Source organism: Salmonella sp. HY31, from assembly GCF_042604575.1.
GTDB classification, from domain to species: domain Bacteria; phylum Pseudomonadota; class Gammaproteobacteria; order Enterobacterales; family Enterobacteriaceae; genus Salmonella; species Salmonella diarizonae.
On record NZ_CP170479.1, the window covers coordinates 913,143 to 927,411 of the forward strand.

Annotated in this window: 11 protein-coding genes and 5 pseudogenes; 12 read left to right on the forward strand and 4 right to left on the reverse strand. The window is 48.3% G+C overall.

Translation table 11 applies throughout. The features are described from left to right. The first annotated feature begins 6 nt into the window (after window positions 1-6). A complete protein-coding gene (locus ACE15A_RS04275) occupies window positions 7-852 on the forward strand; it encodes a DsbA family protein (RefSeq protein WP_053509904.1) in 846 nt (281 codons plus the stop codon). A 38-nt stretch (window positions 853-890) separates the two neighbouring features. Beyond that, window positions 891-1,178, forward strand: coding sequence for a hypothetical protein (locus ACE15A_RS04280; RefSeq protein ID WP_053509906.1), 288 nt, complete (start codon window positions 891-893; stop codon window positions 1,176-1,178). 112 nt (window positions 1,179-1,290) lie between these two features. Here ACE15A_RS04280 and ACE15A_RS04285 read toward each other — a convergent pair whose 3' ends face one another. Next, on the reverse strand, window positions 1,291-1,740 hold the full coding sequence (locus ACE15A_RS04285) for a transcriptional regulator (RefSeq protein WP_023245642.1): 450 nt from the start codon (window positions 1,738-1,740) through the stop codon (window positions 1,291-1,293). 371 nt (window positions 1,741-2,111) lie between these two features. On the opposite strand from ACE15A_RS04285, the pseudogene ACE15A_RS04290 reads away from it, so the two are divergent. Beyond that, window positions 2,112-3,112, forward strand: a pseudogene (locus tag ACE15A_RS04290) (LysR family transcriptional regulator). Between the two features lie 13 nt (window positions 3,113-3,125). Here ACE15A_RS04290 and ACE15A_RS04295 read toward each other — a convergent pair. Further along, the gene (locus tag ACE15A_RS04295) at window positions 3,126-3,563 is read right to left on the reverse strand and encodes a transcriptional regulator (protein WP_023245644.1); all 438 of its coding nucleotides are present in this window, start codon (window positions 3,561-3,563) and stop codon (window positions 3,126-3,128) included. 581 nt (window positions 3,564-4,144) lie between these two features. Between ACE15A_RS04295 and ACE15A_RS04300 the strand changes: the two are divergent. Next, a pseudogene (locus tag ACE15A_RS04300) lies at window positions 4,145-4,300 on the forward strand (hypothetical protein); the annotation flags it as partial. 104 nt (window positions 4,301-4,404) lie between these two features. On the opposite strand, the pseudogene ACE15A_RS04305 reads toward ACE15A_RS04300, so the two are convergent. Further along, window positions 4,405-4,524, reverse strand: a pseudogene (locus ACE15A_RS04305) (hypothetical protein); the annotation flags it as partial. 592 nt (window positions 4,525-5,116) lie between these two features. On the opposite strand from ACE15A_RS04305, the gene ACE15A_RS04310 reads away from it, so the two are divergent. The 4 genes and pseudogenes from ACE15A_RS04310 (at window position 5,117) to nhaR (ending at window position 9,233) form a co-directional block, all read left to right on the forward strand. Beyond that, window positions 5,117-6,610 (forward strand): sulfatase, encoded by a 1,494-nt coding sequence (locus tag ACE15A_RS04310; RefSeq protein ID WP_053509908.1) that lies wholly within the window; start codon window positions 5,117-5,119, stop codon window positions 6,608-6,610. 140 nt (window positions 6,611-6,750) lie between these two features. Then, window positions 6,751-6,942: pseudogene (locus ACE15A_RS04315) on the forward strand (arylsulfatase); the annotation flags it as partial. Between the two features lie 162 nt (window positions 6,943-7,104). Then, entirely contained in the window at window positions 7,105-8,271 is a 1,167-nt protein-coding gene (gene nhaA, locus ACE15A_RS04320; protein ID WP_053509911.1) for a Na+/H+ antiporter NhaA, read from the forward strand. A gap of 60 nt (window positions 8,272-8,331) precedes the next feature. Further along, window positions 8,332-9,233: pseudogene (gene nhaR, locus ACE15A_RS04325) on the forward strand (transcriptional activator NhaR). An 82-nt stretch (window positions 9,234-9,315) separates the two neighbouring features. On the opposite strand, the gene rpsT reads toward nhaR, so the two are convergent. Continuing rightward, a complete protein-coding gene (rpsT, locus tag ACE15A_RS04330) occupies window positions 9,316-9,579 on the reverse strand; it encodes a 30S ribosomal protein S20 (RefSeq protein WP_001518655.1) in 264 nt (87 codons plus the stop codon). 102 nt (window positions 9,580-9,681) lie between these two features. Here rpsT and ACE15A_RS04335 point away from each other — a divergent pair, with 102 nt between their 5' ends. Genes ACE15A_RS04335 through lspA form a run of 4 tightly spaced genes read left to right on the forward strand, consistent with a single transcriptional unit; the run spans window position 9,682 to window position 14,225 of the window. Further along, the gene (locus ACE15A_RS04335) at window positions 9,682-9,900 is read left to right on the forward strand and encodes a DUF2575 family protein (protein ID WP_023245651.1); all 219 of its coding nucleotides are present in this window, start codon (window positions 9,682-9,684) and stop codon (window positions 9,898-9,900) included. A gap of 7 nt (window positions 9,901-9,907) precedes the next feature. Beyond that, window positions 9,908-10,846 (forward strand): bifunctional riboflavin kinase/FAD synthetase, encoded by a 939-nt coding sequence (ribF, locus tag ACE15A_RS04340; protein ID WP_053509913.1) that lies wholly within the window; start codon window positions 9,908-9,910, stop codon window positions 10,844-10,846. A gap of 44 nt (window positions 10,847-10,890) precedes the next feature. Continuing rightward, entirely contained in the window at window positions 10,891-13,725 is a 2,835-nt protein-coding gene (gene ileS / locus ACE15A_RS04345) for an isoleucine--tRNA ligase (RefSeq protein WP_053509923.1), read from the forward strand. Next, a complete protein-coding gene (lspA, locus tag ACE15A_RS04350) occupies window positions 13,725-14,225 on the forward strand; it encodes a signal peptidase II (protein WP_000042737.1) in 501 nt (166 codons plus the stop codon). Before ileS ends, lspA begins: the two co-directional genes overlap by 1 nt. Window positions 14,226-14,269 lie beyond the last annotated feature (44 nt).

Sequence of the window (14,269 nt, forward strand, 5' to 3'; positions counted from 1 at the left end):
TTTATTATGTATTATCACGCGTTAAAACGTTCCCGGCTGGCGATATTGACGCTGGCAAGCGTTGCGGTATCCGGCGCGGCAATCGCCGCCGATTCTGTCCCGACGTCGCAAATTGGTCCGGCGGCGGAAGCCTACATCGTCAGCCATCCGGATAAAGTGGGGGAAGTGGTGGCGACGTATCTGGCCGAACATCCTGAATTTTTGGTCGCCGCCAGCGAGACGTTGCATCAGCGTCAGCAGATTGCGCAACAACAGGCTTATGTTCAACTGGCATTACAGTATCGTGCTGAGCTGCTAAGCAGTAACACTCCTTCCGTTGGACCCGCCGATGCAAAAGCGGCAGTGGTGATGTTTTTTGATTACCAGTGCTCGTGGTGCAGCAAAATGGCGCCTGTGGTTGAAAATCTGATTAAGGCGAATCCGGATACTCGGTTTATTTTCAAAGAGTTTCCTATTTTTTCCTCCCGCTGGCCGGTATCCGGACTGGCGGCAAGAGTCGGCGAACAGGTATGGCTTACACAGGGGGGAGAAAAATACCTCGTCTGGCATAATGCGCTTTATGCCACGGGGAAGGTTGAAGGTGCGTTAACGGAACACGATGTCTATACCCTGGCGCAACATTATCTGACGCCGACGCAGTTGGCGGTCGTAAAAGAAGTGCAAAGCCGCGGCGCGGTACATGATGCGCTACTCACTAACCAGGCGCTGGCGCAGCATATGGATTTTAACGGGACGCCTGCTTTTGTCGTCATGCCCCAGACGCAAGATGGTGACATAAAACGGGTTGCCGTGATCCCGGGAAGCACGACTCAGGATATGTTGCAAACGGCGATTCAGAAAGCGAAGGGGTGATATTCGCTCAGAGGAGAGCGCACAGGAGTGAAAGTAAAATGAAGACTATGCGTTGCGTAATACCGGTGATTTTACTTTCCTTTATCGTTCATGCAGGGAAAGCGAAACCAACCGCTCAGATTCATTTTATGGGTTCGGTAGTCGAGGCTGGCTGCTGGAATGACGTGGGAACCTTAGAAATTCAATGCCATAATAAAGAGGGGGGTGAACGCTATATTCTCGTCGAGAATATAGCCACGCCGATATCGTCTCCTCATGCAATGGTAAAACAAGATTATTTGGATGAAGATAAGCAATTAACAGTGCTACGCATTGTCTACGACTGAGTAGTCGTTATTTTTTATTAACAGACAGCAGGCGGTGTCCCGTCAGTATAATGGGAAGATATTACGTAAAATAATTCCCTACTTATCGGGACATGGTCTGTTGCCTTGCTATTTAAATAAACGGCGCCAAAAAATATAGTACGATCAATAGAAAAAGAGCAGGTATACCCATGGATATAATTTTACTATATCGATGAGTATGATATTCAATGGATTGTGGCGGCATGTCAGCAGAGTTTATGATAAATCTTTCATCAATTTTTATCCCCTGTCTGGGGAGGGTGACGAACAGCTCGAAAAGCCCGATTTGCTGTAGATCTCGTCGCAGTAGATAAAGAAGTTGCGTCAGATTGGCATCGCTAACAAACTGGCTTCTCTCTCCCCAAACCGCCTGTGAAATCATTTCCCGCGTGATCAGTTTCCTGTAGGCATTTTCAAAAAGATAGCTTAAACAGCGGGCCCGCATGAGCGTGACTTTTAGTACCTTTTTATCACGCAATGATATTATTTCTCTTAACGTTTCATTATAAATGAATTCGTCATTGATAGTGTATTGTCTCATGAATTCACTCCATTTTGATATTCATAAGGTAAAATTTCACACTGTCGGTGTGTTCACTGGCAGTAAAGTACTCCGTACATCAGCACGGATAAGCGTAGAGAATCTCAAAGGAATAAGAGAATCATTTGTGATTAAATAAGATAACATCATGCTTTTTTGTTTTTTTATAAAGTGTGTTAGATATTTTTGATGTTTTTATAATATGGTTCTATATGTTTTTGCTTCACTCAGGCATGAAACTATGTAAATAAAATTATAATTTATTAGCAAACAGATAAGATAAGCGATTTATTTTATTGAAATAAATGTGGCGCGAGGTTAATCTGCGCCTAAAGTGATAGTGCCAGAGTATGCCAGCCAGGATAAGCTATATGCGGCCAATAAAAAATGCTAAAAAAAATTGACTACAATCTGATCAAAGTATTCGATATGGTTATCACTGAAGGCAATGCAACCAGGGCTGCAAGGAAGCTGGACGTCACACCTGCGGCTATCTCTCAGGCTCTTCTTCGCTTACAACGTCTTTATGGCGAAGAGTTATTTATCCGAACCAGGCAAGGCTTAGTCCCTTCCAGCAAAGGTAAATCACTCCATCAGGTATTCCGCCAGGCAATTGAATCTATAGAGAATACGTTTTACGATAAAACCTACGTTCAGGAGAGTAATGAACTTACCGTTCTGGGCAGTGATATAACCGAAAACTATTATTTTCCGGCATTGCATGGATACCATGCTGCTTAATCGACATGTTATTAAACATTATGCGATTAAAAAAACAGGGGAGTACACGCCTGCATCTATGCTGACGCATGGATATGCGGATGTGGTTATGGGAATCCTGGAAATTAAGAATGCGATGATCGAAAGTTATCTTATTGATAACTTATCTGATTTTGTTTGCGTTTGTGGTGAAAAGAGCCCACTGGTTGGACTTGAACAAATCTCTTTATATAATTTTTATGCCGCCAGACATGCTGTCTACCATTCAGATATGTTCTCTTCTTTCACCGCTGACACTATTGACTTGTTCAAGGTCAGTACGCCTTATACGGGGCGCAGGAAAATAGGTTATCATAGTGATTCATTATTTGGAATTATGGGTGTCGTTGAAAAAGGTGATATGGTTGCGATTTTGCCAAGAAAGATTGCCGCTTATTTTAGAGATGTGAGACGTTATAATATAAAAATAATGCGCATGCCTGATGAAATGACTTTTCGCGCATTGCCTGTTTATGCCTATCTGGCCACAAACAGTATGAGTTATAAAAATGCTAAGAATCTGATATCAACCTTTCAGTCCATCTCTCTGATTAAGCCAGAAAAGGAACCTGATATTTTGGTTAAAGATAGCATATCCTTATGCCATTTATAGATTTGGAATTAAATTATTGCATTAAGAAAATAATCATTGTAATCATGCTTAGTGAGGCGAAAAATAATACCATATACTTATACTGTGCTCTTCTTAAAGAAGAGGTTTTTTTGGGTTTTTCATTACTGATAATGATTTCAGCATCTACTTTAATCCCGGTTCGTGGTACGGTAGAAAAAAATTGGCTCAGGCCAAAACCTTTAAGGTCGCGGCGTAATAGATACAAAATTTGAGTCAGGTTGGCGTCGCTGATAAATTGACCTCTTTCTCCCCAAAGTGCGTTGGTGAGTTGGCGTTTATAAATAATCTCTTGTTGAGCGTGGTTTAGCATATACTCCAGACACTTTACACGCATCGCGGCAATTTTTATCATCTTTCCCGTTTTTATGTTTTTTAGCTCATTTGTTATATCATTGTATGTATGCGTGTTGTTAATTAAATAAATAGTCATGATATTATTTTTTTTTGAGTTTAATTTGGGGTGCGATAATAGTATGCATATTAATTTTAATGGATCAACTGGTGAGGCTGCACTGACGTCTTTTTGCGAAAAAAAATTGTATCAGGTCACAAAGATGATGGTTTTTTAGAAAGGCTAAAATTTCATGTTTAGCTATTCTAAAAATAAAGTGATAGTAGTGTTAATTTTTATCGGTAGGTTGGTGTATTTTGATTGATTTATTGTTGATGTAAAATAATTTGAATTATGCCGTAAGGCTTATGTCAATCGTGAAAAAGGTATAGGCTATTAGTTATAATGCATTAATTTTACATAACTGTTATGCTTTTATATTAGTGCCAGGGAAATAAATCCTAATAGTTTTAGTCTGGGTTTTATTTTATGGACGTTTTATTTTAAATTATTAAACGGTTTCTCTTGCTGAGGTTGGGTTATTTGGCAAGCAACTTGCTGGGATGTTGTGGCAGTACGTTGTCTGTATCTGAAATAATCAGGAGAAATGTATGGATAAGAAAAACCCATCAATGGTTAACCTGCCCGCATCGCATGAGTCGATTAACCAGAAAATCGATACCATTACCGCGCAACCGGGCTCCAGCGATCTTGTCGATCCGGATGAAGGACAACAGGCATTAGGCTGACTGGTATTACAAGAAATCAATAAAGAGACGAAAGAGGCATTGTTTGAAGCGACGGTGACGTCGGGCTATTTCAAGAACGAAGAAAGTTGCGAACCATTTCAACGTCGTTCCAGTTCACAATGACAAACTTTTCATTAAACATATTGAAGTTATCTGCTGCGGCCCAGCCGAGGACATAACTGTTAAAGTCAGTCGCCGTACCCCAGGCTAATTTTGCCGTATACGCGTTTAAGCTCTGTTGCCTGGCCATTAAAGCAAGAGAAAAGAACACATGCGGCGAGTAGACTATTAATATATTTCTTATTTTTCATGCTCAACTCCATGAGGTAAAAACACAGTGAAATGTTGTGTAAAAAAGCGAATTCTAAGGAGTGTCTTTTTATACGTAGGTGATAGATGTCTGAAAAATATCAGCAATATATATTCATTAATTATTGGTGTTAGATAATGTTGTTTGTTATGTGGTAGCTATTTTATTTGTAATTTATGTTTCTGTTGTAAAATTCACACCCGATAACGAGAAATTAATGAAACCTCGAATGGGAATAATTTCTCGCAAAGACAACTTACTGCCAGTGAATGAGGATGTTATCGTTGAAACAGCAACATATATTGACATCACAACAGCGGTTCTGACACATGAGCTATATTTGAGATCTGCATCACTCGTTCGCGATCCATTTTTTATAGCCTGCTTCAGGCGTGTTTTCTTTAGCACGAAATATATTTATGGCATTAATATTATAATGCATATGAATAATTTCCTGCGATAAAACGATGTTGATTAAAGAAATATAAGACAAATCGAATGTAATAGTGCAATTCATTTAGGCTGTATTCCGCAGCCGGGTCTATCGGCAAATATATCGTAATCAGACCGTGCGATAACTCAAAGGAGTTGAAATGAAAAGAACAGTCGTTGCCAGTATGATAGGGTTGGCGCTATGCGCTGGAAGCGTATTATCCACCGCGCAAGCGGCAACCGCAAAGCGCCCTAATTTAGTCATTATTCTGGCGGATGATTTAGGGTATGGCGATCTCGCCACCTACGGGCACCGCATCGTTAAAACACCTAACATAGATAAATTGGCGCAGGAGGGGGTGAAGTTTACCGACTATTATGCGCCAGCGCCTCTGTGTTCTCCTTCCCGCGCGGGCCTGTTAACTGGCCGTATGCCGTTCCGTACCGGAATCCGTTCCTGGATACCGGAAGGCAAAGATGTTGCGCTGGGGCGTAATGAGCTGACCATCGCCAATCTGCTGAAACAGCAGGGCTACGACACGGCGATGATGGGGAAATTACACCTGAACGCGGGCGGCGATCGCACCGATCAGCCGCAGCCGAAAGACATGGGCTTTGATTATTCGCTGTATAACCCGGCGGGCTTTGTCACCGACTCCACCCTGGACAACGCGAAAGAACGTCCGCGTTATGGCGTGGTGCATCCTACAGGGTGGATACGCAACGGCCAGCATATTGGCCGCGCGGATACGATGAGCGGCGAGTTTGTGAGTTCTGAAGTGGTGAACTGGCTGGATAATAAGAAAGACGATAATCCGTTCTTCTTATATGTCGCCTTTACCGAAGTCCACAGCCCGCTGGCGTCGCCGAAAAAATACCTTGATATGTACTCGCAGTACATGTCCGACTACCAGAAACAGCATCCGGATCTGTTCTACGGCGACTGGGCGGATAAACCGTGGCGCGGCACCGGCGAATACTACGCGAACATCAGCTACATGGATGAGCAGGTCGGTAAAGTGCTGGATAAAATCAAGGCGATGGGCGAGGAAGATAACACCATCGTCATCTTCACCAGCGACAACGGTCCTGTCACGCGTGAAGCGCGTAAGGTGTACGAGCTGAACCTGGCCGGGGAAACCGACGGTCTGCGCGGACGTAAAGACAACCTGTGGGAAGGCGGCATTCGCGTACCGGCAATCATCAAATACGGTAAGCATATTCCACAGGGAATGGTAACGGACACGCCGGTATATGGTCTTGACTGGTTGCCGACGCTGGCCAACATGATGGACTTTACACTCCCGACCGATCGTACCTACGACGGTCAGTCTTTAGTTCCGCTACTGAAGGGCAAGACTTTAAAACGCCAGAAACCGCTGATCTTCGGTATCGATATGCCGTTCCAGGACGATCCGACGGATGAGTGGGCGATCCGCGATGGCGACTGGAAGATGATCATCGATCGCCAGAATAAACCCAAATATCTCTATAACCTGAAAACCGATCGTTTCGAGACGCTCAATCAAATTGGTAAACAGCCGCAGATTGAGAAACAGCTTTACGGTAAGTTCCTGAAGTATAAACAGGATATTGATAACGATTCGCTGATGAAAGCCCGTGGCGATAAGCCAACGCCTGTCACCTGGGGCTAATGAAATAATTATAAAAAATTAAGTATGCCACTTAGGGCGATGCCCACCTGCTCCGGTCACTCTGTGCCGGAGCAGGTTCTTTTATTTCAGGGAAGGTAATGATGTCTGGGAAAAGTTGTCAGGTCATGGTTAAACCGACCATTATCGATCCGCAGGCGGGCAGTGAGGCGATGGGGCTGCTAATTTTACAGGAGATTGCGCCTACGGAGAAAACCGTGCTTTTTGAAGCGACCATGACGTCAGGTTACTACAAAAACGCGGCAACGAACGGGGAAGACTATCGCTACGATATTACCCGCTTCCGGGTGTATAAAATGGATCTGTACGCGTAGCTTTCTATCGTCAATGACTGACTACACTAAAAAGGTTCGGTGCAAATCGGACCTTATTTCGTAAAAAACGAGCTATTCATCATATATAATCTAATTTTAACGATGAGTCAGGCGGGGTAACATAGTGGATTCGAAGAATTCACCTGATAGAGAGAATAAAAAGTGAAACATCTGCACCGATTTTTTAGCAGCGATGCCTCTGGAGGCATCATTCTCATCATCGCCGCTGCGCTGGCTATGCTGATGGCCAATATGGGCGCAACCAGTGGATGGTATCATCATTTTCTGGAGACGCCGGTTCAATTACGGGTTGGGGCGCTAGAGATCAACAAAAACATGCTGTTGTGGATCAACGATGCGTTGATGGCCGTGTTTTTCCTGTTGGTTGGTCTGGAAGTTAAGCGCGAACTGATGCAAGGCTCGTTAGCCAGCCTGCGCCAGGCCGCCTTCCCGGTGATTGCCGCCATCGGTGGGATGATTGTACCGGCATTGCTCTACCTGGCTTTTAACTACTCCGATCCTGTCACTCGCGAGGGTTGGGCTATCCCTGCCGCGACGGATATCGCCTTTGCGCTGGGCGTGCTGGCGCTGTTAGGCAGTCGGGTTCCGCTGGCGCTGAAAATTTTCCTGATGGCGCTGGCGATTATCGATGATCTCGGCGCTATCATTATTATTGCGCTGTTTTATACCAGCGAGCTTTCTATCGTCTCGCTGGGCGTGGCGGCGTTCGCGATTGCCGTGCTGGCGCTGTTGAACCTGTGTGGCGTCAGACGGACAGGAGTATATATTCTGGTCGGGGCAGTGCTGTGGACGGCGGTACTGAAGTCCGGCGTTCACGCGACGCTGGCAGGCGTTATTGTCGGCTTCTTTATTCCGCTGAAAGAAAAACATGGTCGTTCGCCGGCGAAGCGGCTGGAGCATGTCCTGCACCCGTGGGTTGCGTACCTGATCCTGCCGCTGTTCGCCTTTGCGAATGCCGGCGTTTCTCTTCAGGGCGTCACGATTGATGGCCTGACCTCAATGCTGCCGCTGGGAATTATCGCCGGTCTGCTGATTGGGAAGCCGCTGGGGATTAGCCTGTTTTGCTGGCTGGCGCTGCGTTTCAAGCTGGCGCATCTGCCGCAGGGGACCACTTATCAGCAAATCATGGCGGTTGGCATTTTGTGCGGGATTGGCTTTACGATGTCCATCTTTATCGCCAGCCTGGCATTTGGCAACGTCGATCCGGAGCTTATTAACTGGGCGAAATTGGGCATTTTGATTGGCTCATTGCTCTCCGCAGTCGTGGGATATAGCTGGTTGCGTGCGCGTTTGAATGCGCCGGCATAACCAGTACGAAGGAAAGGGGAGCGATGTATCGCTCCCTTACGACATTGATCAGGGAGAGAAATGAGCATGTCTCATATTAACTACAACCATCTTTATTACTTCTGGCATGTTTATAAAGAAGGTTCTGTCGTGGGCGCCGCAGAGGCGCTTTTTCTGACGCCGTAAACCATCACCGGCCAAATCAAAGCACTGGAAGAGCGTTTACAGGGTAAGCTATTCAAACGTAAGGGGCGCGGTCTTGAACCCAGCGAACTGGGCGAGCTGGTTTTTCGCTATGCGGATAAAATGTTTACGCTAAGCCAGGAGATGCTGGATATCGTCAACTACCGTAAAGAATCAAACTTGTTGTTCGATGTTGGCGTCGCCGATGCTTTATCCAAACGTCTGGTCAGTAGCGTTCTGGATGCGGCGGTGGTGGTGGACGAACCCATACATCTACGTTGCTTCGAGTCCACGCACGAAATGTTGCTCGAACAGCTTAGCCAGCACAAGCTGGATATGATTATCTCCGACTGCCCGATAGATTCCACGCAGCAGGAGGGGCTATTCTCAGTCAAAATCGGCGAATGTAGCGTCAGTTTCTGGTGCACGAATCCGCTTCCCGAAAAAGCGTTCCCTGCCTGGAAGAGCGACGGTTGCTGGTGCCGGGACGTCGCTCGATGCTGGGGCGTAAGTTGTTGAACTGGTTTAATTCGCAGGGGTTGCAGGTTGAGATTCTCGGCGAATTTGATGACGCGGCCTTAATGAAGGCGTTTGGTGCGACACACAATGCGATTTTTGTGGCACCGAGCCTTTATTCGCTGGATTTTTATGCCGATGAGTCGGTAATAGAGATTGGGCGCGTCGAGAATGTCATGGAAGAATATCATGCGATTTTTGCCGAAAGAATGATTCAGCATCCGGCGGTACAGCGTATTTGTAATGCGGATTACTCTGCGTTGTTTACGCCGATAAGCAAATAGCTTATTTATTACGCTGCCATCCGGCAGGTATAAAAAAACCCGCTTTCGCGGGTTTTTTCACAAAGCGTCAACGAACGGGCGATTAAGCCAGCTTGTTGATCTGTGCAGTCAGGTTAGCCTTATGACGTGCAGCTTTGTTTTTGTGGATCAGACCCTTAGCAGCCTGACGGTCCACGATCGGTTGCATTTCGTTAAATGCTTTCAGTGCAGCAGCTTTGTCGCCAGCTTCGATAGCTGCGTATACTTTCTTGATGAAAGTACGCATCATAGAGCGACGGCTTGCGTTGTGCTTACGAGCCTTTTCAGACTGAACGGCGCGCTTCTTAGCTGATTTGATATTAGCCAAGGTCCAACTCCCAAATGTGTTCTATATGGACAATTCAAAGGCCGAGGAATATGCCCTTTTAGCCTTCTTTTGTCAATGGATTTGTGCAAATAAGCGCCGTTAATGTGGCGACGCTCGTTACGTAGTGATGGCGCAGGATTCTACCAGCTTGGCGCCTGTGAATACAGCTTTTCCATGATAAAAATTACATTAAGCGGCGGGTTTTGGAGCGGAGTTTGCCGCATGGCGATGAAAAGCATCTTCTTTATGTTTCATCAGGGCAATCGCCGGTTAACCTTGACCGCTGTACAAGGTATACTCTTGCGATTTTCACTGTTTTGAGTCAGACATGAAGCTGATACGCGGCATACATAATCTCAGTCAGGCCCCGCATGGGTGTGTGCTGACCATTGGTAATTTCGACGGCGTACATCGGGGGCATCGCGCTCTACTGCAGGGTCTGCAGGAAGAAGGACGCAGACTCGGTCTGCCGGTGGTGGTCATGATTTTCGAACCGCAACCGCTGGAGCTGTTCGCGACGGATAAAGCGCCCGCCCGCCTGACGCGCCTGCGTGAAAAACTGCATTACCTCGCGCAGTGCGGCGTGGACTATGTGCTGTGCGTGAAATTCGATCGTCGCTTTGCCGCGTTGACGGCACAAACGTTTATCAGCGAACTTCTGGTGGAGCGACTTGGCGTGCAATTTCTTGCCGTCGGCGATGATTTCCGCTTTGGTGCTAGCCGCGCGGGCGATTTCTTGTTATTACAGAAGGCGGGGGCGGAGTATGGTTTTGCGGTTTCCAGCACCCAAACCTTTTGTGAAGGTGGCGTGCGTATCAGTAGCACTGCAGTGAGACAGGCGTTGGCGGAAGATAACCTGGCGCTTGCCGAAAGCCTGCTGGGACATCCCTTTACTATTTCCGGGCGTGTCGTTCATGGTGACGAGCTGGGACGTACCATTGGCTTCCCGACGGCGAACTTACCGCTGCGCCGTCAGGTCTCCCCGGTAAAAGGGGTCTATGCGGTGGAAGTCACCGGGCTTGGCGATAAGCCGTTACCCGGCGTGGCGAACATTGGCACTCGTCCAACGGTGGCTGGCGTGCGTCAACAACTGGAAGTGCATCTGCTGGACGTTGTAATGGACCTCTATGGTCGCCATATAGATGTAATACTGCGTAAAAAGATACGTAATGAGCAGCGATTTGCGTCGCTTGATGAGCTAAAAGCGCAAATCGCACGCGATGAGTTAACGGCCCGCAAGTTTTTTGGGCTAGCCGGGCAGGTATAACCCTGACGGTGTTTATCAAACCGAAATACGGAACCGAGAATCTGATGAGTGACTATAAATCGACCCTGAATTTGCCGGAAACAGGGTTCCCGATGCGCGGCGACCTCGCTAAGCGTGAACCGGGAATGCTGGCGCGTTGGACCGATGATGACCTGTACGGCATCATTCGTGCAGCCAAAAAAGGCAAAAAAACCTTCATTCTGCATGATGGCCCTCCATATGCGAATGGCAGCATTCATATTGGTCACTCAGTTAACAAGATTCTGAAAGACATTATCGTGAAGTCCAAAGGACTGTCGGGATTTGACTCGCCTTACGTGCCGGGCTGGGACTGTCACGGTCTGCCTATCGAGTTGAAAGTCGAACAGGAGTACGGTAAGCCGGGCGAGAAATTCACCGCCGCTGAATTCCGCGCCAAGTGCCGCGAATATGCCGCCACTCAGGTTGACGGTCAGCGTAAAGACTTTATTCGTCTGGGCGTGCTGGGCGACTGGTCGCATCCCTATCTGACGATGGACTTCAAAACCGAAGCCAACATCATCCGCGCGCTGGGCAAAATCATCCGCAACGGTCATCTGCACAAAGGCGCTAAGCCGGTGCACTGGTGCGTTGACTGCCGTTCTGCGCTGGCGGAAGCGGAAGTTGAATATTACGACAAAACGTCGCCCTCTATCGACGTGGCGTTCCGCGCCGTCGATCAGGATGCGGTGAAAGCGAAGTTTGGTCTGCCTGGCGTGAGCGGCCCGATCTCGTTGGTTATCTGGACGACCACGCCGTGGACGCTGCCGGCTAACCGCGCCATCTCCCTTGCGCCGGAGTTTGACTATGATCTGGTGCAGGTTGACGGACAGGCGCTGATCCTGGCGAAAGATCTGGTAGAGAGCGTGATGCAACGTATCGGCGCGGCGGACTACACCCTTCTTGGCACAGTGAAGGGCGCTGAGCTGGAATTGCTGCGCTTTACCCATCCGTTTATGGGCTTTGACGTGCCAGCGATCCTCGGCGATCACGTCACCCTTGACGCGGGTACCGGCGCGGTACATACCGCGCCTGGTCACGGCCCGGATGACTACGTGATCGGTCAAAAATATGGCCTGGAAACCGCTAACCCGGTTGGGCCGGACGGCGCTTATCTGCCAGGCACATATCCAACGCTTGACGGCGTTAACGTCTTCAAAGCGAACGATATCGTTATTGAACTGCTGAAAGAAAAAGGCGCGCTACTGCATGTCGAAAAAATGCAGCATAGCTATCCGTGCTGCTGGCGTCACAAAACGCCGATCATTTTCCGCGCGACCCCGCAGTGGTTCGTCAGCATGGATAAAGAAGGGCTCCGTCAACAGTCCCTGAAAGAGATCAAAGGCGTTCAGTGGATCCCGGACTGGGGTCAGGCGCGTATTGAATCAATGGTCGCTAACCGTCCTGACTGGTGTATCTCACGTCAGCGTACCTGGGGCGTACCGATGTCGCTGTTCGTGCATAAAGAAACGCAGGAGCTATTGCCGATTGAGCGTACTCTGGCGGCGATGGAAGAGGTGGCGAAACGCGTCGAAGTTGACGGTATCCAGGCGTGGTGGGATCTCGACCCGAAAGAGATCCTCGGCGAAGATGCTGATCAATACGAGAAAGTTCCGGATACGCTGGACGTTTGGTTTGATTCCGGTTCCACCAGTTACTCCGTGGTTGACGCACGTCCGGAATTCGCCGGTCACGCTGCCGATATGTATCTGGAAGGGTCTGACCAGCATCGCGGCTGGTTTATGTCCTCCCTGATGATTAGCGTGGCGATGAAAGGCAAAGCGCCATACCGCCAGGTACTGACTCACGGCTTCACCGTCGATGGTCAGGGGCGCAAGATGTCCAAGTCCATCGGTAACACCGTGTCGCCACAGGATGTGATGAATAAACTGGGCGCGGATATCCTGCGTCTGTGGGTGGCGTCTACTGACTATACCGGCGAAATGGCGGTCTCTGACGAGATCCTCAAACGCGCCGCCGATAGCTATCGTCGTATCCGTAATACCGCGCGCTTCCTGCTGGCGAACCTCAATGGCTTCAATCCGGCCACCGATATGGTCAAACCGGAAGAGATGGTTGTGCTGGATCGCTGGGCGGTGGGTTGCGCGAAAACGGCGCAGGAAGAGATTCTGAAGGCATACGAAGCTTACGACTTCCATGAAGTGGTACAGCGCCTGATGCGTTTCTGCTCCGTTGAAATGGGCTCGTTCTACCTCGACATCATTAAAGATCGCCAGTACACCGCGAAGGCCGATAGCATCGCGCGTCGTAGCTGCCAGACCGCGCTGTATCACATCGCGGAGGCGCTGGTCCGTTGGATGGCGCCGATCATGTCCTTCACGGCTGATGAAATCTGGGGCTACCTGCCGGGCGAGCGTGAAAAATATGTCTTCACCGGCGAATGGTACGACGGGTTGTTTGGCCTGGAAGAGAATGAAGAATTTAATGACGCATTCTGGGATGATGTCCGTTATATCAAGGACCAGGTCAACAAAGAGCTGGAAAATCAGAAAGCCAATGGCATCAAATCGAATCTGGAAGCAAAAGTAACGCTGAAATATGTTGACGATGCTAACGGTACGATCAAGAAGCTGAAACTGTTGGGTGAAGAGATCAGATTTATCTTCATTACTTCCCAGTTCGTAATTTCTGAGCAAGCGGGGGGTATTGATGATGAAAATATTCAGTACAATGCTGGTAATACGACAGTTCAGGCAGTGGTAACGCGTGCCGAGGGTGATAAGTGTCCGCGCTGCTGGCATTACACTACTGATGTCGGCAAGGTGGCGGAACACGCAGATATCTGCGGACGCTGTGTCAGCAACATCGCCGGTAATGGCGAACAACGTAAATTTGCCTGATGAGTAAACCACTCTGTTCAACAGGACTGCGCTGGCTATGGCTGGTGGTAGTCGTGCTGATTATCGATTTGGGCAGCAAGTACCTGATCCTCCAGAATTTCGCTCTGGGGGATACGGTAGGGCTGTTCCCGTCGCTTAATCTGCATTATGCGCGTAACTACGGCGCGGCTTTTAGCTTCCTGGCGGATAGCGGCGGCTGGCAGCGCTGGTTCTTTGCCGGGATTGCGATAGGTATCTGCGTAATTCTTTTGGTGATGATGTATCGCTCGAAAGCGACGCAGAAGCTGAATAACATCGCTTATGCGCTCATTATTGGCGGCGCGCTGGGTAATTTGTTCGATCGTCTGTGGCACGGTTTCGTTGTCGATATGATCGATTTTTACGTCGGCGACTGGCATTTCGCGACGTTCAACCTTGCCGATAGCGCGATCTGTCTCGGCGCGGCGCTGATTGTACTGGAAGGCTTTTTGCCGAAGCCGACAGCGAAAGAACAGGCATAAGCGTAAATACCGGGTGGCGTTTTGTAGGCCTGATAAGCGCAGCG

Excerpts from the sequence above, each read along its gene's own strand:
- ACE15A_RS04275 (WP_053509904.1), top strand. The coding sequence starts at position 7 with ATGTATTATCACGCGTTAAAACGTTCCCGGCTGGCGATATTGACGCTG.
- ACE15A_RS04280 (WP_053509906.1), top strand. The coding sequence starts at position 891 with ATGAAGACTATGCGTTGCGTAATACCGGTGATTTTACTTTCCTTTATC.
- ACE15A_RS04285 (WP_023245642.1), bottom strand. The coding sequence starts at position 1,740 with ATGAGACAATACACTATCAATGACGAATTCATTTATAATGAAACGTTA.
- ACE15A_RS04295 (WP_023245644.1), bottom strand. The coding sequence starts at position 3,563 with ATGACTATTTATTTAATTAACAACACGCATACATACAATGATATAACA.
- ACE15A_RS04310 (WP_053509908.1), top strand. The coding sequence starts at position 5,117 with ATGAAAAGAACAGTCGTTGCCAGTATGATAGGGTTGGCGCTATGCGCT.
- ACE15A_RS04335 (WP_023245651.1), top strand. The coding sequence starts at position 9,682 with ATGTGGCGACGCTCGTTACGTAGTGATGGCGCAGGATTCTACCAGCTT.
- ribF (WP_053509913.1), top strand. The coding sequence starts at position 9,908 with ATGAAGCTGATACGCGGCATACATAATCTCAGTCAGGCCCCGCATGGG.
- ileS (WP_053509923.1), top strand. The coding sequence starts at position 10,891 with ATGAGTGACTATAAATCGACCCTGAATTTGCCGGAAACAGGGTTCCCG.
- lspA (WP_000042737.1), top strand. The coding sequence starts at position 13,725 with ATGAGTAAACCACTCTGTTCAACAGGACTGCGCTGGCTATGGCTGGTG.